The organism is Microvirga lenta, assembly GCF_020532555.1.
Classification (GTDB): domain Bacteria; phylum Pseudomonadota; class Alphaproteobacteria; order Rhizobiales; family Beijerinckiaceae; genus Microvirga; species Microvirga lenta.
Map to the genome: position 1 here is coordinate 535,646 of NZ_JAJBBR010000004.1, position 23,599 is coordinate 559,244.

The window sequence follows — 23,599 nt, forward strand, 5'->3', positions numbered from 1 at the left end:
CGAAGCGGCCCAGATGGAAACCAGATTCAAAACCGGCAGTTGACGGGCAGAAGACGCGCTCAACAGGAAGTGATCGGATATGAAAATGAAAGCCGCCTGGTATGACCAAAGAGGAGCGGCGCGTGAGGTGCTCAAGGTTGGTGAGATGGAAGCTCCGATTGCGATGCCGGGCGAGGTGCTGGTCCGGGTTCACGCCACAGGCATAAATCCGTCCGACACGAAGTCTCGCATGGGCGCCGGTGCAAGGCCTAATCCCTGGCCTTTGATCATTCCGCACCAGGACGGCGCAGGAGTGATCGAAGAGGTAGGAGAAGGGCTGGACCCGGCGCGAGTCGGAGAGCGTGTGTGGATTTACGAAGCTCAGCTTGGGCGCCCCTTCGGGTGCGCAGCGGAGTATGTGGCTGTTCCCGCTAAGAATGCGGTACCTCTCCCCCAGGAGGTATCGTTCGAGGAAGGAGCCTGTCTCGGTGTTCCGGCGCTGACAGCTCAACGATGTGTCTTCGCAGATGGTTCCGTCGAAGGGAGAACCGTCCTGGTTACAGGAGGCGCTGGCGCGGTCGGCAACTATGCAATTCAGTTTGCCAAGCTTGGAGGGGCGCAAGTGATTGCTACCGTCAGCCGCGAGGAGCAGGCTAAGGTCGCTCGGAATGCCGGTGCCGACCATATTATCAATCGTCGAGAGGAGAACGTCGCCGGCCGCATTTCCGAGATCACAGGGAGCAAGGATGGGCGTGGCGTTGACCGCATTGTCGACGTGGCGTTCGGAGCTAACCTGGAGACCTCACTGAAGGTGCTGAAAACACGTGGAGTCATTGCCTCCTATGCTTCGGACGAGGTCCCAGTGCCCCCACTTCCGTTTTGGCCGCTTGCCGGTCTTGATGCAACCGTGCGGTTCGTCCTGGTTTACGTCATGGGCGAGTCCGCGCATAGGGAGGCGATCCAGGCAACGGATGATGCCCTTAGAGCCGGCAAGTTGAAACACAATATCGGCGCGCGATTCACGCTTGACCGGATTGTCGAGGCACATGAAGCGTTGGAGACGGGGCGTACCGTCGGAAAAATTGTCGTTACGGTGAGCTGATATCGAACCTGATATCCGGCTGCAGGTATTCACCTCAGTACAGTGGAAGCCATGACGTTCCGAACGGTTGAAACGGTCAAGAATCTGAACAGATATCGAGCATTAGGTCTGGGCCGGCAGTCGCAGTAAGTGCCTTACCTGACAGGTTATTGAAGGATTCCCGCCTGTGTTCGACTGGATTGTACGCCTCATTGAAGCGAGCGGCTATCTCGGCGTCGCTCTCCTTATGTTCCTGGAGAATGTCTTCCCGCCGATCCCGTCCGAACTCATCATGCCACTGGCGGGCTTTTCGGCAGCCAAGGGAACTCTGCACATCGGAGGCGTTATCTTGGCCGGAACCGCAGGATCCCTTGCAGGCGGTCTCGTCTGGTTCTGGATCGGATACGCTATTGGCCCGGACCGCCTCAAGAAATTCGCCAAGCGGCACGGACGGTGGCTTACCCTGCACCCTGACGAGGTCGATCAAGCCCGTGCCTTTTTCAAGAGGCATAAGGCAATGGCACTGTTCGCAGGACGCCTGCTGCCGACAATCAGGACATTGATTTCCGTTCCTGCCGGTATCGAGCGTCTTCCGCTCTCCACATTTCTGCTGTGGTCCTCCCTTGGGACGGCTCTCTGGACTACACTTCTCGCAGGAGCAGGGTATCTGCTTCAGAGCCAGTACCAGCTCGTTTCCGAATGGGTGAACCCTGTATCGAACGTGATCGTCGCTGCTCTGGTCGTCTGGTACATCTATCGGGTCGTGCGATTTCACCCATGAGCCCTACAGCCAGTCTGAGCTGCAGGCGCGAGCAGAGGCACAGTCATCGGGGCGATCGGCGACTTCACGCCTTTGTTCATCCAGCCGTGCGAACCTAAGGTGCGTATACGGGTTGTCGTTCCGACTGATCTGCTCCAAAGACCGGAGGAGGCTGTGATGCGCCCGCTCAGTTCCTTGATCTTGGCTGCTCTCATTGTGCCTGCAGCGGCCCTCGCTCAAGAGAAGGTTGTGGACACGCCCTCTGGGCGGATCAAGGTGGAAACGGTTGCCGGAAACCTTGACCATCCATGGGCTCTCGAGTTCCTGCCCGACGGTCGTATGCTTGTCACAGAGCGTCCTGGACGTCTGAGAATCGTCTCTCAGGATGGCCGTCTGTCGGAGCCTTTGGATGGCCTGCCGCAAATCTATTCTGAGGGCCAAGGCGGCTTGCTCGATATAACGCTGGACCCCGATTTCCAGGAGAACCAACAGCTGTATTTCTCCTTTTCCGAGGAGGGAGAAGGAGGAGCCGGCACGGCCGTCGCACGAGGACGCCTCGTCGACAACAGGCTTGAGGATGTACAGGTCATCTTCCGGCAGCAGCCAAAGGTGAGCGGCTCCAAGCATTTCGGTTCGCGCCTTGCCTTTGCGCCTGACGGCAAACTCTTCGTTACCCTCGCCGAACGGTTCAAGTTCGATCCTGCCCAAGATCTCACCAATCATCTTGGCGCTGTCGTTCGCATCAATCCCGATGGATCAGTGCCGCAGGACAATCCCTTTGTGGGACGCCAGAATGCCCGACCGGAGATCTGGTCCTATGGACACCGCAATATTCAGGCTGCTGCCCTGCAGCCCGACTCCAACACCCTTTGGATCGCGGAGATGGGGCCTCGAAACGGTGATGAGCTAAACATTCCTGAGGCTGGCAAGAACTATGGCTGGCCCGTGGTGAGCTGGGGGCGGCATTATGACGGAACGGATATTCCGGATCCGCCCACCCGACCGGAGTTCGCGCAAGCGATCCATCACTGGACGCCGGTGATTTCGCCTTCGGGGATGACGTTCTATACCGGGGATCTCTTCTCCGACTGGCGCGGTTCGCTTTTGATCGGCGGGTTGTCGGCACAGGGTGTCGTGCGGCTTACGCTCGATGGCCGTCAAGTTACCGATGAGGAGAGGATTTCCCTCAATCAGCGGATCAGGGAAGTACAGCAGGGGCCTGATGGAGCCATATACGTGGTAACCGACGAGAGCAGTGGAGAGATACTGCGTCTTACACCTGCGGGCAGCCGTTGAGATCTGAACGAGACATTGTGCGGCCGGTTCAACCGAGGCGGCAGCGAGGAGGGATGGCCGGCCAGTGCCTCGTATACTGACCTACAATGTGCATCGCTGTCTGGGCACGGATGGCCAACTGTCTCCATCCCGAATTGCCGATGTCATTGCTGCCTATGAGCCCGATATCGTTGCGCTTCAGGAACTCGACGTGAGGCGAGCTCGGACCGGCGGAGTCGATCAGGCTCATGTCATCGCGCGGGCTCTCGGTATGCAGATGCACTTCCATGCCGCGATAAAGGTGATGGACGAGGAGTACGGCAACGCAATCCTGACGCACCGGCCGTCGTACTTGGTCCGAGCGGGGAGGCTTCCCGGTTTGGCAGGTCGTCCCGCGATTGAACCGCGAGGGGCGCTCTGGGCGTCAGTCAACATCGGAGGGGCGGATCTACAGATCGTCAACACGCATCTGGGGCTGCGCAGGGCGGAGCGGCTTGCACAGGTCGATGCCCTTCTCGGCCCCCAATGGCTTGGTCATCCGGCGTGCCGGGAACCGGTGATTCTCGCTGGCGACCTCAATGCAATCCCTCGATCTCGTGCCTACCAGCGATTGGCAGGGCACTTGTCGGATGCGCAAGCCGCTCCTCATGTACGCCGACCGCAACCGACATTCCCTGGTAGAATGCCGATGCTGCGCATCGATCATGTCTTCGTCAGTCGAGCAATCGAGGTTCTCAGAGCCGAAGCCGTCCGTTCACCGCTCGCGCGGGTCGCGTCTGATCACCTGCCGCTTCTCATCGAATTCCGTGTCGTACAACGGATGCATGTGGTGCGCGAGGTAGGAAATTTGCCGAAAGGAGGGATCGAGACAGTCTGCTGAATGGACATCTAGCCAGGCTTCGGCGTTGTGCTCTTGGAAGGTGACATAAGCGTAGGGCTGATCAGTGCAGACGGAGCGAACGTGCGCAACCTTGAGAGAGGAGGGCGAACGAGGCCACAGCGTCTCGGGAGGAGGGATGCACAGCCTGTCCCGACGCTGGGTGCCACTCGTCACAGCTGCGGCCATGGCACTCGCAGGTTTCCTGCTCTACCGGACGCTCAGTCGATATAGTTTCGACCAGATCGTCGCTTCTGTTGGAGCTGTTCCATTATTCAGGCTTGCGCTGGCCGGAGCCTGTGCGGCAGCAAGTTACCTTTGCTTGACGGGTTTCGACTATCTAGCTCTCAGGTATGTTGGCCGGCCGCTCTCGTATCCCAAAGCGGCACTCGCTTCATTCACCAGTCTTTCTCTAGGTCACAATATAGGTTTGGCGTTTCTCAGCAGTGGAGCCGTGCGGTACCGGTTTTATTCGCGCTGGGGACTGACCGTCACCCAAGTTGCCAAGCTCATCCTGTTCTGCGGTGTCACCGTTGGGCTCGGAATGACCGCGCTTGGAGGTTCGGCTCTGCTGCTCCGCCCTGAACTCGCGCAGAAAATCACCGGGCTCAACCTGCTCGTCGTGCTTGCGCTTGGTTGGGCATGTTTTGCTGCTGTAGCAAGCTATTTGGTCGTTGCAGCTTTCGTTCGACGGCCGTTGAAAATCCGAAACTTATCTTTCGAGACGCCTCCTCTGCACTTGGCGATTGCTCAGGTCCTGGTTGGTTCGGCCAATTTCGCCTTCGTCGCAGCCTGTCTCTACCAAGCCATAGCTGCCGTGGCGGACGTTGCCTATATCGGGGTAGCCTCAGTCTATGTCATCGCGAATACCACGGCGCTGATCAGTCATGTTCCTGGCGGCTTAGGGGTTATCGAAAGCGTCGTCATGTATCTGTTGCCGCAAGCTGACCTGATCGGCTCTCTTATTGTCTTTCGTGTGGTATATTTCTTGATCCCTCTTGCGCTCGGCAGTCTTTCTTTTGCACTGAGCGAGATTGCTCTTCGCGGCAGAAAGTTGTCGATGCCACATAAAGGAGGGATCTCTAGCTGATCAGTTTTGCCGGTGCTTTTCAGCGTTTGCTGCGAAGGAACCAAAGAGGCTCGAAAGGCTTTTCCGGGTCCAGCAGATGCGTGCCAAGGGCTGGACGAGACGGTCCCTTTGTGAACAGGGCTTCGAATGGACGCAAGCAACGGGGTTTGTGGTTTAGAGCTTCGATGGCTCGGATGAGAGACTTCTCCGCCTCCATCGTGCTTGCCAGCAGTTCCGGATGCACATCCAGATGCTCCGCCAGAAGTTGCTCACGGAGCTTGGCAATACCCTGTCGTGTCGATGAGTCGCCGGCCTCTATGGCAAGGTCGCACTCAGTATCGAGGCCGATTGATCGGTTGTTCAAGTTCGACGACCCGATCCGCAGGAAACAATCATCTATAATGATAAGTTTAGAGTGGACCAGAACCTGCCTGTGTTCCCCGCTAGGGGTAGATACGCAGGGATAATAGATCCGCAGCCGATCATGCCGATCGGCATTCTTCAGGCGGCGAATGAGCCGGTCGCGGTTGCTGCCCATGACGAGCCGCTCGGCAAGTCCATGCGATTCATAAGTCATGACAATCACGACTTCTGGGCCGTCGAATCTCGACAGGTGGCTGACAAGAATTTTCCCTACATAGGGAGCAGTCATATACTGCGCCTCGATGTAGATCGTTTCTCTCGCTGCGGAGAGAGCATCGGCCGTGAGGTTTGCCACCTCCTCAACTGCCGCTTCGCCGTCCCAAGCAGGTATTGTACGGGCGATTGCAACCGGTACATCGGCAAAATCGGGTGCTAAATCGGCCGGCCAAAGCTCCTCCCTTGAGGGTACAGGAGCGAGTATTTCGCCGGTAGCGGCTGCCCAGCGCCAGCGTGCCAGTTCTGCAACACTCTTTGCCGCCTCGCCGTCAACAACCATTTGGATGTCATGCACAGGACAGTAGGGTTGAGAGTCGGATCTTACCCTGTGTGGGTCATCTATTGCATGTCCCGTCGTATCCCAGCGTTCGATCGTGAGGTCCATACCGCCTACAAACGCAACAGCATCGTCGATGCAGACGATCTTCTGATGGTGTGCAGCATAGATCGGGTGGTGCGCGTCCAGGCGGAGATGAAGCCGCGGATGGTCCTGCCAGTCAGTACCCAGAAGAAGAGGCGCTGGTGCACTCGGGGCGTGGAGCGTTGCGAGACTCCACACTAGAATTCGGATTTCAAGCTCCGGTTCATCCTCGAGAAGCGAACGGAGAAGAGGACCAAGCGGCGGTGAATCTTCAGGGCACGCATCCGGCCGCAACCTGATACTCCCGTCGAAATCCCAGCCAAGGATGAGAATCGACCTGTGCGCTTCGCGGAGCATGGCCTCCAATCGGCTGAAGTAGGAGGCGCCGTCAATCAGCGCTGCAGCTCTCCGACACGCCGGAACGCGCCAGCAGTTCTGTCCTGGCTTGAGGATCTTCCACTCGAATCCTGAATCTCCGCCAACTCGCTGGTGGATATCCAAGTAATCCTGAGTGTGGTTCGACAACTGCACGCGACCTTTCCTCATCAATGACGTAAGTCAGTTCTACGCAGCCGCTATCTCACAACGATTGAAGCTGGCTGAGGTGCGACAAAGATCATTCACTTCTCCGTCCAATGACCTGTGGAGAGGGACCATATCCGCTAAAGCTTGCCGCCAGTGATCTGGAACGGAGCCGAACGCACTTTCCAGTCACCCTCCATGTCTGCGATCGTCAATACAAATCGATCATAATCGCTGGCCCATTCAGGAATCTTCACGCTCGCTTGAAACGTTCCTTCCGCAGTGGTGCGGGCGTTGTCGAGGACCTCATAAGCCGAACGAGGAGCGCCGCCGCCGATGGCGACCGGCCTGTCGGGAGGCAACCCTGTAGCTGAGACTGTAACAGTTGAGCCGGCGGACCCGCTTTCAGGGGTTAGCGAAACCTGAGCCTTGTCGGCGTCTACTCTAGGAATGTTGAAGCGATCACCTAGTCGCCTCAGACGCTGCTGCAGGTCCGGGTTCTTGTTCAGAAGGTCGTCTACCGAAGCCCCAAGCTCCTGAGCCATGTCGGTCAAGGCGTTGCCGGTCTCGCGGGCGAGGGACCTCAAACGTTCCGTTGTCTCCTGAGACGATGAAGTGCTTGAGCGCAGATTGATTTTGCTCCCAACTTGGAGGTCGTTCGACCCTTCAATTCCGGGATTCGAACGCAGAATTGCTGCTTCCGTCGTGTCGCAGCGGTCCGCGATGCTACTGAGGGTGTCGGAGCGCTTCACAACAGCCGTGTCGCCACAGATTGGCCGGGCCTCCTGCGCTAATCCCGGCGATGTGCCCAGAAAAGCGACCAGGGCGGAAGAAAGGGCAAACTGACGGACATTCATGGTCACATCCTCGAAACGAAGCAGTTGCTGCAAACCGTCTGGACGAGCCGTATGAGCGCAGCAGGAGCCAAAATCCTTGCAGATATAACCAGTTAAGCTCGGATTCGTTGCGGGTGGGGTTCAGTCGCACGGCGTTCATTCGGTCGGGCGGCTCACCTCTGCGCCCCCTGCACAGTTTTGTGAACGGGAGTAAATTCAAGGAACCTCACCTCACAAGAAGCGTATCAGGAATGGCTGAACCAATTCTCCGTCTAAAGAGGTTCCTTATTCATGCGCTTCTTATGTCTATTTGCTCTGCTCGCCATGGGGATATTCGCCGCTGGAACAAGTCCTGTCAGAGCGGATGTCCTCATTAAAGTGGACAAATCTGCTCAGCGCATGTCCGTCTTGATCGATGGCAAAAGGCGCTATTCCTGGCCTGTCTCCACCGGGCGGAAGGGCTACGCCACACCCACCGGCTCTTTTACTCCCTCGCGGCTCGTAAAAGACCATGCGTCCAAAGAATGGGACGGAGCGCCCATGCCGCACTCGATCTTCTTTACCCATCGGGGGCACGCCATTCATGGGAGCCACGCGATCCGAAGGCTTGGCTCTCCAGCCTCGCATGGCTGCATTCGCCTGTCGCCCTCCAACGCGGCCAAGCTTTTTGCTCTTGTCCGGAAGGAGGGAATGAGGAACACGAAGATCGTCGTCCGAGGTAAAGAGCCCAGTAGAATGGCTCGGAGAAAGTCACATGCACGAACCGTCAAGTCCGTGACGCCCCCGAGGGCTGCGCGTTCCACCCGCACTCCTGCTACGCGTTACTCCAGCAACCACGGTCGTGTCCAGGAAAGAGCCTATATGCCTAATGCGGGCTACAGGCAGCCCCTGAATACAGGGTCCATTTTCAGTTGGCGCTGAAGGACCTCAGTCCGCAGTCACGACCTGGAGCAGACGGCGCATGAAGTCCTCTCCTTTGGCGACCTCGCTCAACTCGATGAATTCATTCGGCTTGTGCGCTTGGGCAATGTTGCCTGGTCCGCAGACAACGGATGGGATGCCGCCGGACTTCTGAAACAAGCTCGCCTCGGTGGCGAAGGCAACTTTGGACTGGCCATTCTGCCCAGCAAGTGCCTTCGCAAGCGTAACGACCTCGTCCTCTGGCGCCACATCGAGAGCTGGTGTCGCAGACAGTTCTCGCCAGGAAAAGCCTGCCTCCGGTGCGACCGCCCTCATCTGTGGTTCCAGAACCTCGTGAGCGAAACGCTGCACTTCACCCAACAGGGTGTTCGGATCCTGCAGCGGGAGGTGGCGGAACTCAAAATCGAATTCGCATTCCGACGGCACGATGTTCAGCGCCGTGCCGCCGTGGATCACGCCCGTATGTACGGTGGTGTGAGGAACGTCGAATCCTTCATCGAACGGTCCCGCTTCCGCGATGCGCCGGGCCATGCTGCGCAAGTAAGTAATCAATTCCGCCGCGTATTCGACCGCGTTCACGCCCTGTGGTGCGAGAGAGGAATGGCAGGATTTTCCTTGCACCCGGCAGCGCATCGCCAGCTTCCCCTTATGGGCGCAGATGATCTGCATCTCGGTAGGTTCACCGATGATTGCCATGCGCGGGCGCACGGGTAGCGTGTTCAAATGAGCGATCAAGGGGCGGACCCCGACGCAGCCGACTTCCTCATCGTAGGAAAAGGCATAGTGGATCGGCGTCTTCAGATCGGCTTTGGCGAATGCTGGGGCGAACGCGAGGGCGATCGACAGAAAACTCTTCATGTCGGCCGTGCCCCGGCCGAAGAGGCGATCACCGCGGCGGGTGAGGGTGAAAGGGTCGCTCTGCCAATCCTGACCGTCTACCGGAACCGTATCGGTATGACCGGACAGGAGGATGCCGCCTCGATCCTGCGGCCCGATCGTGGCGTAAAGGCTTGCCTTTCGTCCTGTTCCATCCAAGACCAGCGTGCTTTCGATTCCGAGATCAGCCAGATAGTCGCGGATATAGTCGATCAGCTCCAAGTTGGAATTACGGCTTGTCGTGTCGAAGCTGATCAGCTTGCGAATCAGGTCGAGGCTGACGAGGTCGTCAGTGGACATCGTTTCTCCAAGATTCAAATGCGGCTCACTGAATGTCATTTAGATGGCAGGCCGACAGGCGGCCAGATGCGACTTTGCGCAGCGCCGGACGCTCCACCTTGCAACGCGGCATTACATTCGGACACCGCGGATGGAAGGCGCAGCCTGTGGGCGGATGAAGGGGCGATGGGATTTCGCCTTTGATTGGTGCGAAGGTCCGCTTGCGCGTATCGACCCGAGGCGCCTCCTCAAGAAGGGCCCGGCTATAGGGATGGTTCGGCCGAGCAAACAGCTCCTCGGTCGGGGCAATTTCGATGACGCGGCCGAGATACATGATGACCGTTCGGTCGGCGATGTGCTCCACCACGCCGAGATCGTGGCTGATGAAAAGGTATGTCAGCCCAAGGTCTCGACGCAACTCCATGAACAGGTTGATGATCTGCGCTTGAATCGAGACGTCAAGTGCGGCCACGGACTCGTCGCAGACGAGAAATTCCGGCTGTACCGCTAAGGCGCGAGCGATGCCGATGCGCTGGCGCTGGCCGCCCGAGAACTGGTGTGGAAAGCGGGCAGCAAAGGTCGGGTCCAATCCGACTTTGCGCATGATCGCCGCGACATAATCCACCTGTTCACTGCGGGAGACGAGGCCGTGCACACGTGGCGCCTCGCCAATGATCTCACTGACCCGCAGGCGTGGATTGAGCGAGGCCATCGGATCCTGAAATACCATTTGGATCTTGAGCTTCGCCTGCTTTGCCTCATCCGGCGGCAGTGTCGCTATGGGTCTGCCCCTGTAGAGCAATTCACCGGAGCTCGGCGACGTGATACCCGCGACCATGCGGCCGAGGGTGGTCTTGCCGCAGCCGGATTCTCCAACCAACCCGACGACCTCGCCGGGAGCGATGGCCAGGCTGACGTCGTCGACCGCATGAACATCGTACTCTTGCACCTTCGCACCGAGCCGCTTTGCCAGACGCTCGGCGAAATCAAGCTTGGTTGAGAACCGCTTGGTGAGGTGAGAAAGTTCAAGCATGGGCTCACTACCAAGCATCGGAGAGGGCGCGACCATGAGCGGAGAGGTGGTCACAGTCATGCGGCGGCCTCCTGCGGGTGAAAGCAGCGCCAGCCGTGATCCCCGCCTGACAGAGGCGGCAAGGCCAGGCAGGCTGCGGTGGCGCGTGGGCAGCGCGGTTGAAAGGCACAGCCCTCGGGCAGTCTGAGCAGAGATGGGGTCATGCCGGGGATCTGCGCCAGCGGCTCACCACGCTTGTTGCGGCTTGGAACCGAGCCGAGCAGGCCATGGGTATAGGGGTGGCGGGCGTGGTCAATAACTTCGACGGTCGTGCCGGTCTCAACGATGCGACCGGCATACATCACGGCGACTCGGTCGGCTAGACCGGACACGACCGCCAGATCGTGTGTGATCCACACCAGGGCGGTGCCAGTCTCCCGGCAGAGCTTCTGTACCTCGAACAGGATCTGCGCCTGGATCGTTACATCCAGCGCCGTGGTCGGCTCGTCGGCGATGATGACATCGGGCTGGTGGAGCAGTGCGATGGCGATGGCAACGCGTTGGCGCATGCCGCCCGAAAACTGGTGGGGATAAGCCGCGAGCCGCTCGTCGGGTGAAGGGATTCCCACTCGGGCCAGTGCCTCGCGCGCCCGCTCCCGCGCCTGCTCGCGCGAGACCCTATCGTGGGCGAGCACGGTCTCGACCATCTGGGTCTCGACGCTGAGCACCGGGTTCAGCGTCATCATCGGATCCTGGAAAATCATCGCGATGCGGTTGCCGCGCAACTGGCGCAGGCGTTTTTCGCCCGCGGCCACCAAATTCTCCCCCCGATAGAGCACAGCGCCGCTGACGATGCGGCCGGGTGGATCGATGAGGCCTAGGATCGACATACCGGTCACCGATTTCCCGGAGCCGGATTCTCCTACCAGTCCCAGAATTTCTCCACGGTGGAGCGAGAAGCTCACGCCGTCGACGGCCCTGGCAACACCACCGCGGGTGAAGAAATGCGTGTGTAGATCCTCAACCTCGAGCACTGGGTCCTGTCGCATCAATGTGATCTCCTCAATGCTGCAGTCGTGGGTTGAGGACGTCGCGCATCTGGTCGCCGACCAGATTGATGCTGACAACGGTGATCAGCAGAGCGAGACCCGGGAACACGCTGACCCAGAACTCGCCGCTCAGCATGTAATCGAAGCCCGATGCGATGAGCATTCCGAGCGAAGGCTGAGTCACCGGTACGCCGACGCCCAGGAAGGAGAGCGTTGCCTCCAGTGTGATCGCATGGGCGACCTGCACCGTTGCCACAACGATGAGCGGCGGCAGGCAATTCGGCAGCAGATGGTGCAAGACGACACGCTGCTTCGGCAATGCTAAGCATTGGGCTGCCTCGACATATTCCTTGCGGCGCTCGACTAGAGCGGCACTGCGCACGGTGCGTGCGTAATAAGCCCATTGCACGGCAGTCAGCGCAATGATCACCTTGTCGACACCCTTGCCGAGTACGGCAAGAAGGATCAGCGCGATCAGGATGGCCGGAAAGGATAGCTGAATGTCGACCAGCCTCATGATCGTCGCATCGGTACTGCCGCCGACGTAGGCCGCAATCATGCCTACGATCAATCCGATGGCGAGCGCCATAGCGGTGGAGGAAAAGCCGACCAGAAGGCTGGTGCGTAAGCCATAAATGATTGCACTCAGCAGGTCGCGGCCCTGCTCGTCGGAGCCCAGCCAGAACACGTTGCCGTCCATGTCGGCGCTGCCGGGAGGTAGCATACCGCTCATGATATCGAGCTTGCTTAGGTCATAGGGATCCTGCGGGGCAATCCAAGGCGCGAGCAGGGCCGAAGAGACGACCAGCACCAGCAGCCCTAAACCCAACACGGCTACTCGGCTGTCAAAGAATTCGACAACGAAGCGCTTCAGAGGAGTCTGTACTTTAGGAGCGGAAGCGGGGGCTGCGGCGGTCATGCCTTGGCACCTCCCAGGCGAATACGAGGGTCGAGCAGAGAATAGAGCACGTCCACCACAAGATTGATGACAATGAAGAGGAGTACAGTCACCAGAAGATAGGCGACCACGACTGGCCTATCGAGCAGAAGAATGCTGTCGATCAGGAGCTTACCCATTCCAGGCCAGGCGAACACCGACTCGGTGACAACGGAGAAGGCGATCACGGAGCCAAATTCGAGCCCGAGCACGGTGACGACCGGGATCATGATGTTCTTCAGAATGTGGACCCCGACGATCCGAGCGGGCGATAGGCCCTTGGCTCGCGCGAAGCGGACGTAATCCTGCAGGGCCACCTCGCGAGTGCCGGCACGCGCCAGACGGATCACGAGAGATACCTTGAACAATGCCAGGTTCAACGCTGGCAGAAGCATGTGCTTGAGACCGTCGGCCGTCAGAAAGCTAAAGGGTATACCGAACACATCCACGGTTTCTCCGCGCCCACTGGCCGGCAGCCAGCCAAGCGAGACGGCGAATGCCATGATCAAGAGCATGCCGACCCAGAAGGTTGGAAGGCTGAAGCCGAGGATCGATCCCGCCATGATGATGCGCCCTGCAGGCGAGTCAGGGCGAAGTCCGGCCCAGATTCCGAGCGGGATCCCAATCAGCACGGCGATGATCATCGCGAGCAGTGCCAGCTCAAGCGTGGCAGGAAAACGCTCAAGAACGAGTTCGACCGCAGGGACGCCGTGAACGAAAGATATGCCGAGATCCCCGGAGAGCGCATTGCCAGCGAAGGCGAAGAACTGCTCGTGCAGGGGGCGGTCAAGGCCCAGACGAGCGATGGCAGCCGCCCGCTCGAGCTCGTCGGCTTCCGGGCTGATCAGCACATCAATGGGGTTGCCGATCGCGAAAATGCCGGTGAAGACCAGGACGGACATGATTGCGACCACGATCGCACTCTGGGCGATGCGCCGGATCAGGAAAACCAGCATCTCGAATTCCACATGGAAGGCGTTGGGTGGCCGAGGGCGGCATGTGCCGCCCCCGGCTCATTGATGTTACTTCGCCGAGCGGACGGAGGCCGCCAGCGTGTACTGGTCGGCGCGCGGCGCGTAGCTCAAGCCCTTGCGCATGGCCCACGAAGTGACTTCGTAGTGCAGCGGCAAGATCGCTACGTCATCGCTTACGACCTTCATGGCCTCGGCCAGGAGCTTTTCACGAGCGGCGTCGTCGACGGTGGCGAGTGCCTGGGTCAGCAGGTCGTCGAGTTTCGGATTGGAATATCCGGTGTAGTTCGTCGGTCCAAAACCCTTCTCCTTGATCCTTGTGGCGACGAGCGACTTCAGCGGTGACGAAGCTTCGCCGGTCGCAGCGCTCCATCCAGCGAGGAAGACGCTGAACTCACCCTTGTTGCGGCGAGAGAAGAAGACATTGACGGTGGCAGCGTCCACTTGAGTCTTGATACCGATGCGGCTGTACATCTGAGCGACTGCCTGGGCAATCTTCTCGTCGTTGATGTAGCGGTCGTTCGGAGTGCCGATGGTCAGTTCGAAACCGTTGGGATAGCCGGCTTCGGCGAGCAACTGCTTTGCCTTGTTCGGGTCATAAGCGACCTTCAGGTCCGGGTTCGTCCCGAAAAGTCCGGGGGCCAAAAGCTGCGCCGCCGGCTCTGCGGTGTTGTTCATGATCCGCTTCACGATGGCGCCGCGATCGATGGCGAGCGAGAGAGCCTGACGAACGCGGATGTCGCGCAATGGGTTCTTGCCATCGGTGCCACTGATCGTCGGGGTTTTCTCGGCCTGATCGAGAGCAAGATAAACGACGCGGTTGGACATGGTCTCGACGACGGAAACTTTGGGGTCTTTGCGCAGTCGCTCGAGATCCTGCAGTGGCGGTTCGTCCACCATATCAACGTCGCCGGCCAGCAGCGCTGCAACTCGCGGCCCGTCGCTGGTAATCGGCCTGAAAGTCACTTTGTCCCACTCGGGTTTCTCGCCCCAGTAGTCGGGGTTGCGCTCGAGTACGACACGCTCGCCCTTGCGGTACTCGGCGAGCTTGAAGGGACCGGTGCCGATAGCGAGCGTTCCGTCGTTGAAAGCCTGAGTCGAGGGCCAGGAATCCGCCTTGCAGCCGGCCTTGTCGAACGTGACACCCTCGCCGCCGGCGGCCTTGGCCGAGATGATGCCGAAAGTCGTCATCTCCACAGGCAGGAGCGGATAAGGGGCGGCCGTCTTGACGATGATGGTGTGAGGATCGGTGACCTCAATGGAGTCGATACCCTTGGTATACAGCGTGAACGACGATGGACTGTTTGCTACGTTCGGGATGCGGCAGAGAGTGTAAACGAAGTCCTGCGCCGTGAACTCGCTCCCGTCGTGGAATTTCACGCCCTTACGGAGCTTGAACTCCCAGGTCTTGTCATCGAGCGTGCGCCAGGACTCGGCCAGGGCCGGGATCAGGCGCTGCTTTGCATCCTGATCGACCAAGGATTCAAAGATGTGCCGGCGCAGCGTGTTGTTGGGTGTGAGGTTGTGATAGTGCGGATCGAGTGAGCTTGGCTCGGCTGCTGTGCCGATCCGGAGCTCGGCGGCCGAGGCATGGCTCGCGAGGAGCATGGTGGCTAGGGCGCCGGCAAGGACGGTCGTCTGGTGTTTCATGACCTCTCTGGGACCTCTTCTTGAGACTTGTCTCTTAAGTACAAGACTTGCGTTTATGTTATTAAAGTACAAACACCAGTTATCGCATAGCGATAGAGGTGTAGCGCAACGCGATCATCTCAAATATAACGGTCGAGCTTGTCAAGGGATTGCTGGCGGAAGTGTAAGCCCGCAGATGAGCTTTGAGAGGGACGTTGGTCATGACATCGCAGAGGTCCATAATCACTTCGGACCTACCAGACACTCTGCCGTCGAAGCATCCTGGAGATGGAACTGCGCGGGAGGATCCTCTCTTCATCAACTCACTGGCCAAGGGCCTGAGTGTGCTGAAGGCGTTCGACGGTGATTGGGATGCTCTAGGCTTGCGGGAGATCGCGGCGCGATCCGGTATCAGCATGGGAGCAGCACAGCGCATCACGCACACTCTGGTCCGCCTCGGCTATCTGCAAAAAGATGAGAGAACACGCCGATACCGACTCAAGGCGCGCATCCTGGACTTTGCATATCACTACCTCCATGCAAGTCCGCTTTATGAAGTTGCCATACCGTTTGTAGCCGCGGCACGAGACGAGTGCCGAGAGACTGTCAATGTCGCCGAACTCGATGGTCCGGAGGTGGTTGCCGTCATACGGATGCCGAGCCAGCGGCGCATGAATCCGACGTCGACCATCGGACGCCGGCTGCCAGCCTTTTGCACGGCTGGCGGTCGCGCGCAGCTTGCTTGGCTTCCGGCCGATGAGCTTGCCGGCATTCTCGATCGTACCGAGTTCCAAGCGCGGACGCCTCGAACCGTCACCGAGCGTGTCGAGGTCGAGCGTCGCTTGGCGCTTGCGCTGCAGGAGGGCTTTGCCCTCGTCGATGAAGAGGTCAATCTTGGGGAGATTGCGGTCGCCGCGCCGATCCTGGACGGCAATGGCCGTCCCTTGGCGGCCGTCGGTGTTTCGACATCTACGGCGCATTGGACCACCGATGGAGCGCGCGAACGCCTTGCCCCCGTCGTTATGGAAACGGCGCGACGGATCTCGCGCTCCCTGAGGGGCTGGAAGCCTTTCTAATCCTCTACTGGGGCAGCCGCCATTGGAGGCTGGGCATACTTCTCAGAGAGCCTGTTGGGATGGCGTTCCGGCTGACCGACCATGTCTCATAGGTTTGCACTGACGCGTCCAGTTCGAGGCCGGTCGGTCGACAGCAAACATCCGGAATTGGGCGAAGAGCGACCTTTTCCCTGGCCGCGCTTAAAAACCGTCTTTGGCGCTTACCCGATCACCCACATCGAGTTGATCATCCGCTGAAGAGCTCCGGATGTTCGGCCTCGACACGAGGCAGAGCCCGTAAGATTTCCGTGAGATGCCGGCGCATGGCTTCGGCGGCGGCGTCCTCATCGCATGCGTCGATCGCAGCCATAATAGCCTGATACTGGTCGATCAGGGGCAGCATCGCTTCCGGGCCAGGGAGGGTGAGTTGGCAAACGCGGTCCATATGAGCCTTAATGTCCTGGATTGCCTCCCAAGCCAACGGGCAGCCGGCTCCCTCGGCAAGCGCAATATGGAAGAGCTCGTCGTAACGTTGGAACGCTGCATGGTCGTCGCGCCGTGCTGCCTGCCCCTGCATCTCGAGAAGATCGCCGATCCTTTGTCGGCTCTGCCGGTCGAAGGATACGCACGCCCTCCGCACGACGGCGGTCTCAATCGCCTCACGAACGAAACGGGCCTCCATCATCTTCCGGACTGAGATCTTTACGACCACCGTTCCGCGCTGTGGCTGGATTTCCACCAAGCGGGTTCGAGCTAAGCCGATAAGCGCCTCCCTGACCGGCTGGCGCGAGACCCCATGGCGCTCTATCCGGCGGATCCATTTCCTGGATTGCGGATGCTGGGATACTTCTTTGTGTCCGCGACATGGATATGGTGTCCATGGAAATACTGCGAGAGTGCCGCGATGACGATCCCCTTCGATTTGACAGGCAAGACTGCTATCGTGACCGGAGCCAATACAGGGCTCGGTCAGGCCATTTCCGTGGCGCTGGCGGAGGCCGGTGCCACGATTGTAGCCGTTGGCCGCTCGGCCATGGACGAAACGGAGCGCCGGTGCCGCGACGTGGGCGCACGATTCCACAGTGTTCAGGCCGACCTGTCGAGTCTCGAACCCATTGAACGCATTGTGGCCGAGGGTGCCGAGGTGGGCGGGCGCATCGATATTCTAATCAACAATGCCGGCATTATCAGGCGCGCCGATGCCATCGATTTCAGCGAAAAAGACTGGGATGATGTGATGAATATCAATCTCAAGTCCACCTTCTTCCTATCTCAGGCCGTAGCGCGGCGGATGCTCGCCGATGGTGCTGGCGGCAAGATCATCAACATCGCTTCACTTCTGTCCTTCCAGGGCGGAATCCGTATTCCGTCGTACACCGCGAGTAAAAGCGGACTTGCGGGTCTCACACGCCTGCTCGCCTGCGAATGGGCCGCGAAGGGCATCAATGTGAATGCCATCGCGCCGGGTTATTTTATCACCAACAACACCGAAGCCCTTCGCAACGATCCAAAACGGAGCAGTGACATTCTCGCGCGAATTCCTGCCGGACGCTGGGGCGATCCGGCCGACCTTGGCGGTGCAGCCGTGTTTCTGGCGTCCTCGGCGGCAGATTACATCCATGGCGTCATTCTGCCCGTGGACGGCGGCTGGCTCGCACGCTGAACCAGGTCTGGAGGAGCGATGAACCGCAAAGACCAGACCTTCGCATTCGACAGCAATCTCGACTGGGAACCAGCTGGGGAGGGTATCCGACGCAAGGTGCTGACATACGATGCTGGCGTGATGATGGTCCGTGTGGCCTTTGAGGCCGGGGCCTTAGGTGCGCTTCACTCCCATTCTCACATCCAGTGCAGCTTGGTCGAAGAGGGAGTTTTCGACATCACCATTGCCGGTCGCACTGAGCGACTGAGGCGCGGTGACAGCTTCCTGGTCCCATCCAACGCTGTTCACGGTGCCGTAGCAGTTGAAGCAGGCATTCTCGTCGATGTGTTCACGCCGATGCGGGAAGACTTTGTTGGCGGACCTCCAGCATGAATCGCCGTCTGCCTCGCCGAAGCTCTCCTAGGGGCTCGAAGGTGTCGTTTGCCGCCAACTCTAACTGGTAAGTCTATGGTTTCGGGAGCGTTGCCCTAGCAGCCCGGCGGGCAACAGAGGTTTGGCTTGCAGGTGCACTCAGAGCGCACCTCGTTAGGATAAACGTGGTGGGGCTCCGCCTGCCGATTGGACGGAGCGGGCGCCCGCTTCAATTCCGGCCGCCAAGCTTCTGTTGAGATCTGAGGTTCTGAGCCAAGAATGCAGGAAGCCAGCATTGAATGCATCACCTGCTCCTGTGGTATCGACCACGTTGACCGGGAGCGCTTCGGCCGAGATACAGCTCGATCCGTAAGAGGCGATTGCGCCGTATTCACCACGCTTTAGTACAACCAGTGGAAATGTCTCCTGTAGGCTGCGCAGGATAGCCTCCGCTGAGCTTTCTCCGGTCAGCGCTTTGCCTTCCTCGACATTCGGGAGAAAGATGTCGACCCCTCTGCAAAGCTCGAAGAAGTCTGCATCTCGACGGATCAACTGATCATCCCAACTCGGGTCGAGCGAAACCGTTAGACCGAGGTTCCGGGCTATGGTGATCACATCCGGGCTGTCCTTGAGGGTGGCAAATTCTGCGATGTGCAGATGGGCGATATCACGCGCCGAGAGAGCTTGCTCCAAGGTAGAAGGTCGGGAGCCACCAGCGCGCCGGGACACGAAGGCTCTTTCCCCGCCCTTGACCAGGGCGACTGTAGGCTGCGGACCAGCATCGCCCGAGCGCTCCACAAAGGACAGGTCGATCCCGCTGGCCTCGAGCTCAGGGTCGAGGCTTCTCGATAAAGGGTCGGTTCCCAGGCGGGTGAGGAGTGCTGCCGGGCGGCCGAGAGAGGCAAGATGGGCCGCCGTAATATAGGCTCCGCCTCCAGCCGCGATCGTCACATCCTGTGCAAAGCGCTCTCGACCGAGCACGGGCATCTCAGACAGGCCCGTGAAAATGATGTCGCAATAGGTCCGACCAAGGCACGCGACCTTGCTGGGTATCAAGGGCATTCCGCTCATCGGACCGCCAATGATTTTTCTGTCGCCTTATCGAAGTAGTAGAGCCTTTCCGACGAGGCATGGAGAGTCATATGCTCGCCAATACGCGGGATCTGCCGACCCGGTGCTGAGCCGATGACGGTCTGGCCCGCGCTCTCGATATGGACGAGCGTTTCAGACCCCAAGGTCTCTACGACCACGACCGTGCCCGATACGGTCAGGCCCTGTGGATCCGCTACAGTCGGAACGAGATCCTGCGGGCGGGCGCCGACCAGAATGTCGGATGTCGTTGCCGACGAATACGGTACCCGAACCGAGCCGCCGACTGAAAGGTCTGCGCCGCCGTCCCGCAGGGAGGCAGGCAGCAGGTTCATGGTCGGGCTGCCGATGAAGCGCGCCGTGAACACATCGACTGGTTTCTCGTAAAGCTCCAGGGGTGTGCCGACCTGAAGAATTCGGCCCTCGCGCATCACCACGATCCTGTCAGCCATGGTCATGGCCTCGACTTGGTCATGGGTGACGAAAACAGAAGTAGTGCCGAGCCGGTGATGAAGCCGCTTGATCTCTATACGCATCTGAGTGCGTAACTGAGCGTCGAGGTTCGAGAGGGGCTCGTCGAATAGGAATGCGGCAGGATTGCGGACCATCGCACGACCGATGGCCACGCGCTGGCGCTGACCGCCCGAAAGGGCGGAAGGACGGCGCTCCAGAAGTTGAGACAAGCCTAGCGTTTCGGCGACTTGCTCGACGCGCTGACGTTTCTCGCTCTTCGAGAGTTTGGAGCGATAGAGGCCGAAGGCGATGTTGTCGGCCACCGTCATATGTGGGTAGATTGCGTAGTTCTGGAACACCATGGCGATGTTCCGGTCCTTGGGCTGAAGGTCGTTGACAACGCGCCCGTCGATCCGGATCTCGCCTTCGCTGATTTCCTCAAGCCCTGCAATCATTCGCAGGGTGGTCGACTTGCCACATCCTGAGGGGCCGACCAGAACGACGAATTCGCCATCCTGTATCGACAGGTTAATCCCATGGACAACGGTCGACTGTCCATAGCGCTTGATCAGGCGATCGAGTTCAATGGTCGCCATTAACGGTCTCCGAGAAGTGCGGTGAAACGGGTTTGGAGATCCTGCGCCGACGCTTGGGCACGTTGAGCCGCCTCCTGGATGCGGCTCCGCATGCCAGAGATTTCCTGATTGTATCCGGCAATCGCATGGGACAACGCTCCTGGGGCCGGTCCGCCGAACCTGTCGCGAACAGCGACGAAGTTCTCCGGCGAGACGATCTCGGCGAACTGGGCAACGTCGATTGTCGTCTGTCGCTTCGCGCAGCGTTCGAAAGCCTCCCGGAAGGTCTCATAGCCGTCGACCGCGATTTCTCCCCCGATGGCAACGACGGAGCGGGAGACTTCCGCTGCGATCTCGTGCGCTTCACGGAACGAAAGTCCCTCACGGCGCACCAAGCTGTCGGCGAGTTCTGTCACAGTGATACAGCTGCGGCGGATGTTTTGGCGAACCCTGTCGGGATTGATGCGCAGAGCCGGGATGAGGGCCGTGATCAGGTCGAGGACACGCCCACCGCTCTCGAAGGCGCCATAACCGAAGCTCTGGCTCTCACCCTCACTGTCGTTCATGTCCGTAAAGGGCGTGTTATGCATGATCGTGAGCATGGCCTGCGCCCGCCCGATGGTCTGCGATGCGAGGTGCCGCATGTGCTCGATGGGAACGGGATTGCGCTTTTGCGGCATGATCGAGCTGATCTGCACGAAGGCATTGGGAACGTAGACTTGGCCCACTTCGAAACTTGCCCAGAACTGCAGATCCTGGATGAGCCGGCCAAGATGCAGGAAGATCAGTTCGATCGAGGAATAAGTCGAGGTGATGTAGTCTATGGATGCAATGCACCCATAAGAGTTCTGCAGCGGACGACTGAAGCCGAGGAGGTGGGCCATGAGGTCCCTGTCGATGGGAAAGCCGCTCGTGGTGATGGCGGCTGCTCCCATGGGGCTGCGGTCGACGATGTCACGGGCGGCCTCCAGTCGGGCGATATCGCGCAGCAGGGTTTCCAGAACGGCGGAGAGGTAATGGCCGAAGACCGTCGGCTGTGCCGGCTGCCCATGGGTGTAGGCGACGATCAACGTGCTGCTTTCCCGCTCCGCCACCGATGCAAGGGTCTCGGCCAATCGTACCAAGCGTTCCAGCAAGGGATCGATCCGCTGCTTGAGACCTATCTTGAACAGGGTATGATCGATATCGTTGCGGGAGCGGGCCGTGTGGAGACGTCCCGCGAGATCAGGGCCCAAGCGGGCGCGGAGCTCCTTCTCGATCAGAAAAAAGAAGTCCTCCACTTCACCGGTATAGGTCAAAGTGCTCACATCGACCTCGCGGTCGATGGCATCGAGAGCCTGGGCTATGGGCCGAGCCTGCTCGATTGTCAGGATTCCGGTGTCATGGAGCATGACAAGGTGAGCCCGATCGATGCGGCGAAATCCCTCCACATGATGATCCTTCGCCCCGTCGAAGAGTGGGCGAAGGACGGTTTCCTTGTAGACCGGATCCGGAAATACGGAGGTGTCACTGAAAGTGCCGGTAGCCATTGGCATTAGCCTTTAAGTCCCGCCAGCATCACCCCTCGGACGATGTAGCGTTGAAGGATCAGGAAGATGATGAGGGTCGGGAGGGTCGCGATGCTCGCGCCTGTCATGATCTTCTCCCACTGGATGGACTGCTCTACCGCGAAGCTGGAGAGGCCTACAGGGAGAGTGTAGAGATCGGCGCTCGTCGTCACGATAAGCGGCCAAAAGAAAGCCGTCCAATTGCCCAGGAAAGTAAAGATCGCGAGCGCTGACAGGGCAGGGGTCACCAGCGGCATGGCGATTTTCCACCAGATAGTGAACTCGTTGAGCCCGTCTATTCTCGCTGCCTCCAGGAAGTCGTCCGGCACGCCTTCGAAGAACTGTTTCATCAGGAAAGTGCCGAAGGCTGTCATCATGCCTGGGAACATGATGCCCCAGTAGCTGTCCAGCCATCCGAACTGGCTGGCCATGAGATACCAAGGCAGTACCAGCATCTCGGTCGGAATCATGAGAGTGGATAGAATCGCGACGAAGACGAGATACCGGCCACGGAACCGAAACTTCGCCAACGTGTAGCCGACCAGACTGTCGAAAAAAACGTTCGAGACGGTGACGATAACCGCCACGATCATCGAGTTGACGAACCAGCGCGTGAAGCGGCCGTCGCCCAGAATTTCAATGTAGTTGTCGAACGTCGGTGATTGCGGGATCACTCGCAGATCGTAGACCTGCGAGGCATCCTTGAGAGACGTCGACAGCATGAAGAGGAGCGGCGTCACCATGATCATGCCGCCGATCAACAGGAGCGTCCAAGCGATAATTCTGCCGGGCCTGATCCGGGGCATGGGCAGACCTTGGGAGGAGGATGCGGAAGCTCTCATCACCGGTCTCTCATGATGCGCAGTTGAACAAGGGAGATCACAAGCAGGATCAGGAATAGAACCACCGTCTGAGCGGCCGCATATCCCATTTCGTAGGAGCTGAAAGCCGTCTGATAGATCATCAGGACGAGGGGCTTGGTCGAATTGAGGGGGCCGCCGGGATCGTTCGTATTGATATTGTAGACTTGGTCGAAGATGCGCAGGAAACCGATAGACGAGAACACGACCAGGAAAACCAAAGTTGGCTTGAGCAGCGGAAGGGTGATCTTTCGCAGGATTGCACCCTCTGAGAGGCCGTCGATGCGCGCGGCCTCATAATAGGTAACGGGAATCGCCCGCAGGCCGGCGAGAAAGATGATGATCTGGAAACCCAGACCTGCCCAAACTGCGGGCGCGAGCACGGCCGGCAGCGCCTGCGAGGTCGAGCGAAGGAAGGGCTGCTGGGGGATGCCGAAGCTTGAAAGAATATCGTTTATCACGCCGATAGGGACCGGCTGGTAGAACCAGCGCCAGACCCACGCCATCGCGGCTGCCGTCGTGAGGAACGGAAGAAAGTACAGGGCGCGGATGAACGAGTGCATGAACCGCACCCGGTCGAGATAATAGGCCACGACGAACGAGATCAGCAGGCTGATCGGCGTGCCCAGAATCAGATACATGAAGGTGTTGCGGAATACCTGCCAGAAGAGGGGATCCGCAAACAGCCTCTTATAGTTCTCCAATCCAACGAAGGTGGCAGGCCGCGTGATAGTCCAGTCCGTGATCGAGAGGTAGAAAGCCTGAAAGGTCGGCCAGAAGCGGATCACGGCATAGAAGATCAGCGGAACCGCGAGGAAACCCCACGCCCATATCACCTGTTTCTGGCCGAGGCTCATCCTCGACCAGAGGCCGCCTGAGGCGGCCTCTCGATGTGCGATAGCGGACATTGGTTTGATCCCCGCGAGCTTCCGG

Annotated in this window: 22 protein-coding genes and 1 pseudogene; 9 read left to right on the plus strand and 14 right to left on the minus strand. The window is 59.2% G+C overall.

Annotation, left to right across the window (positions count from 1 at the left end; translation table 11 throughout):
- Window positions 1–79 precede the first annotated feature (79 nt).
- The 5 genes from LGR44_RS08210 (at window position 80) to LGR44_RS08230 (ending at window position 5,062) form a co-directional block, all read left to right on the plus strand.
- The gene (locus LGR44_RS08210) at window positions 80–1,081 is read left to right on the plus strand and encodes an NADPH:quinone reductase (protein WP_319004827.1); all 1,002 of its coding nucleotides are present in this window, start codon (window positions 80–82) and stop codon (window positions 1,079–1,081) included.
- Between the two features lie 166 nt (window positions 1,082–1,247).
- Window positions 1,248–1,841, plus strand: coding sequence for a DedA family protein (locus LGR44_RS08215; RefSeq protein WP_226739176.1), 594 nt, complete (start codon window positions 1,248–1,250; stop codon window positions 1,839–1,841).
- A 153-nt stretch (window positions 1,842–1,994) separates the two neighbouring features.
- A complete protein-coding gene (locus LGR44_RS08220; protein ID WP_404809907.1) occupies window positions 1,995–3,116 on the plus strand; it encodes a PQQ-dependent sugar dehydrogenase in 1,122 nt (373 codons plus the stop codon).
- 64 nt (window positions 3,117–3,180) lie between these two features.
- A complete protein-coding gene (locus tag LGR44_RS08225) occupies window positions 3,181–3,975 on the plus strand; it encodes an endonuclease/exonuclease/phosphatase family protein (protein WP_226739180.1) in 795 nt (264 codons plus the stop codon).
- A 136-nt stretch (window positions 3,976–4,111) separates the two neighbouring features.
- A complete protein-coding gene (locus LGR44_RS08230; protein WP_226739183.1) occupies window positions 4,112–5,062 on the plus strand; it encodes a putative bifunctional lysylphosphatidylglycerol flippase/synthetase in 951 nt (316 codons plus the stop codon).
- Between the two features lie 19 nt (window positions 5,063–5,081).
- Here the strand turns inward: LGR44_RS08230 and LGR44_RS08235 are convergent, their stop codons facing one another.
- Both LGR44_RS08235 and LGR44_RS08240 read right to left on the minus strand, forming a co-directional pair.
- On the minus strand, window positions 5,082–6,572 hold the full coding sequence (locus tag LGR44_RS08235) for a phospholipase D-like domain-containing protein (RefSeq protein ID WP_226739185.1): 1,491 nt from the start codon (window positions 6,570–6,572) through the stop codon (window positions 5,082–5,084).
- A 131-nt stretch (window positions 6,573–6,703) separates the two neighbouring features.
- On the minus strand, window positions 6,704–7,420 hold the full coding sequence (locus tag LGR44_RS08240; RefSeq protein ID WP_226739187.1) for a LysM peptidoglycan-binding domain-containing protein: 717 nt from the start codon (window positions 7,418–7,420) through the stop codon (window positions 6,704–6,706).
- Between the two features lie 303 nt (window positions 7,421–7,723).
- Here LGR44_RS08240 and LGR44_RS08245 point away from each other — a divergent pair, with 303 nt between their 5' ends.
- Window positions 7,724–8,320 carry a L,D-transpeptidase gene (locus tag LGR44_RS08245; protein WP_226739282.1) on the plus strand — a complete coding sequence of 199 codons (597 nt, stop codon included), beginning with the start codon at window positions 7,724–7,726 and terminating at the stop codon, window positions 8,318–8,320.
- Between the two features lie 6 nt (window positions 8,321–8,326).
- Here the strand turns inward: LGR44_RS08245 and argE are convergent, their stop codons facing one another.
- The 6 genes from argE to LGR44_RS08275 all read right to left on the minus strand — a co-directional run bounded on the left by argE (window position 8,327) and on the right by LGR44_RS08275 (window position 15,094).
- Window positions 8,327–9,496, minus strand: a complete 1,170-nt coding sequence (argE, locus tag LGR44_RS08250) for an acetylornithine deacetylase (RefSeq protein ID WP_226739190.1) — start codon at window positions 9,494–9,496, stop codon at window positions 8,327–8,329.
- 25 nt (window positions 9,497–9,521) lie between these two features.
- Window positions 9,522–10,568 (minus strand): ABC transporter ATP-binding protein, encoded by a 1,047-nt coding sequence (locus LGR44_RS08255; RefSeq protein ID WP_226739192.1) that lies wholly within the window; start codon window positions 10,566–10,568, stop codon window positions 9,522–9,524.
- Window positions 10,565–11,536, minus strand: coding sequence for an ABC transporter ATP-binding protein (locus tag LGR44_RS08260; protein WP_226739194.1), 972 nt, complete (start codon window positions 11,534–11,536; stop codon window positions 10,565–10,567). The genes LGR44_RS08255 and LGR44_RS08260 overlap by 4 nt, the downstream gene beginning before the upstream one ends.
- Before the next feature lie 13 nt (window positions 11,537–11,549).
- Window positions 11,550–12,455 (minus strand): ABC transporter permease, encoded by a 906-nt coding sequence (locus tag LGR44_RS08265; RefSeq protein ID WP_226739196.1) that lies wholly within the window; start codon window positions 12,453–12,455, stop codon window positions 11,550–11,552.
- Window positions 12,452–13,429 carry an ABC transporter permease gene (locus LGR44_RS08270; RefSeq protein WP_226739198.1) on the minus strand — a complete coding sequence of 326 codons (978 nt, stop codon included), beginning with the start codon at window positions 13,427–13,429 and terminating at the stop codon, window positions 12,452–12,454. Before LGR44_RS08270 ends, LGR44_RS08265 begins: the two co-directional genes overlap by 4 nt.
- A gap of 66 nt (window positions 13,430–13,495) precedes the next feature.
- Entirely contained in the window at window positions 13,496–15,094 is a 1,599-nt protein-coding gene (locus LGR44_RS08275; protein WP_226739200.1) for an ABC transporter substrate-binding protein, read from the minus strand.
- Between the two features lie 200 nt (window positions 15,095–15,294).
- Here LGR44_RS08275 and LGR44_RS08280 point away from each other — a divergent pair, with 200 nt between their 5' ends.
- Complete coding sequence (locus LGR44_RS08280; protein ID WP_226739202.1) at window positions 15,295–16,149, plus strand: IclR family transcriptional regulator; 855 nt, start codon at window positions 15,295–15,297, stop codon at window positions 16,147–16,149.
- A gap of 226 nt (window positions 16,150–16,375) precedes the next feature.
- Here the strand turns inward: LGR44_RS08280 and LGR44_RS08285 are convergent.
- Window positions 16,376–16,930 (minus strand): annotated as a pseudogene (locus LGR44_RS08285) (GntR family transcriptional regulator); the annotation flags it as partial.
- Window positions 16,931–17,032: 102 nt separating this feature from the next.
- Here LGR44_RS08285 and kduD point away from each other — a divergent pair.
- The gene (kduD, locus tag LGR44_RS08290; RefSeq protein ID WP_226739204.1) at window positions 17,033–17,791 is read left to right on the plus strand and encodes a 2-dehydro-3-deoxy-D-gluconate 5-dehydrogenase KduD; all 759 of its coding nucleotides are present in this window, start codon (window positions 17,033–17,035) and stop codon (window positions 17,789–17,791) included.
- 18 nt (window positions 17,792–17,809) lie between these two features.
- A complete protein-coding gene (locus LGR44_RS08295; protein WP_226739206.1) occupies window positions 17,810–18,163 on the plus strand; it encodes a cupin domain-containing protein in 354 nt (117 codons plus the stop codon).
- Window positions 18,164–18,316: 153 nt separating this feature from the next.
- On the opposite strand, the gene LGR44_RS08300 is transcribed toward LGR44_RS08295, so the two are convergent.
- Genes LGR44_RS08300 through LGR44_RS08320 form a run of 5 tightly spaced genes read right to left on the minus strand, consistent with a single transcriptional unit; the run spans window position 18,317 to window position 23,574 of the window.
- Window positions 18,317–19,204, minus strand: coding sequence for a carbohydrate kinase family protein (locus tag LGR44_RS08300; RefSeq protein WP_226739208.1), 888 nt, complete (start codon window positions 19,202–19,204; stop codon window positions 18,317–18,319).
- Window positions 19,205–19,209: 5 nt separating this feature from the next.
- Window positions 19,210–20,280: an ABC transporter ATP-binding protein gene (locus LGR44_RS08305; protein WP_226739210.1), complete on the minus strand. Its 1,071-nt coding sequence runs from the start codon at window positions 20,278–20,280 to the stop codon at window positions 19,210–19,212.
- Window positions 20,280–21,794 carry an argininosuccinate lyase gene (gene argH, locus LGR44_RS08310; RefSeq protein ID WP_404809908.1) on the minus strand — a complete coding sequence of 505 codons (1,515 nt, stop codon included), beginning with the start codon at window positions 21,792–21,794 and terminating at the stop codon, window positions 20,280–20,282. The genes LGR44_RS08305 and argH overlap by 1 nt, the downstream gene beginning before the upstream one ends.
- Window positions 21,794–22,648: a carbohydrate ABC transporter permease gene (locus LGR44_RS08315; protein WP_226739215.1), complete on the minus strand. Its 855-nt coding sequence runs from the start codon at window positions 22,646–22,648 to the stop codon at window positions 21,794–21,796. The genes argH and LGR44_RS08315 overlap by 1 nt, the downstream gene beginning before the upstream one ends.
- Complete coding sequence (locus tag LGR44_RS08320) at window positions 22,648–23,574, minus strand: carbohydrate ABC transporter permease (protein ID WP_226739217.1); 927 nt, start codon at window positions 23,572–23,574, stop codon at window positions 22,648–22,650. The genes LGR44_RS08315 and LGR44_RS08320 overlap by 1 nt, the downstream gene beginning before the upstream one ends.
- Window positions 23,575–23,599: the final 25 nt, after the last annotated feature.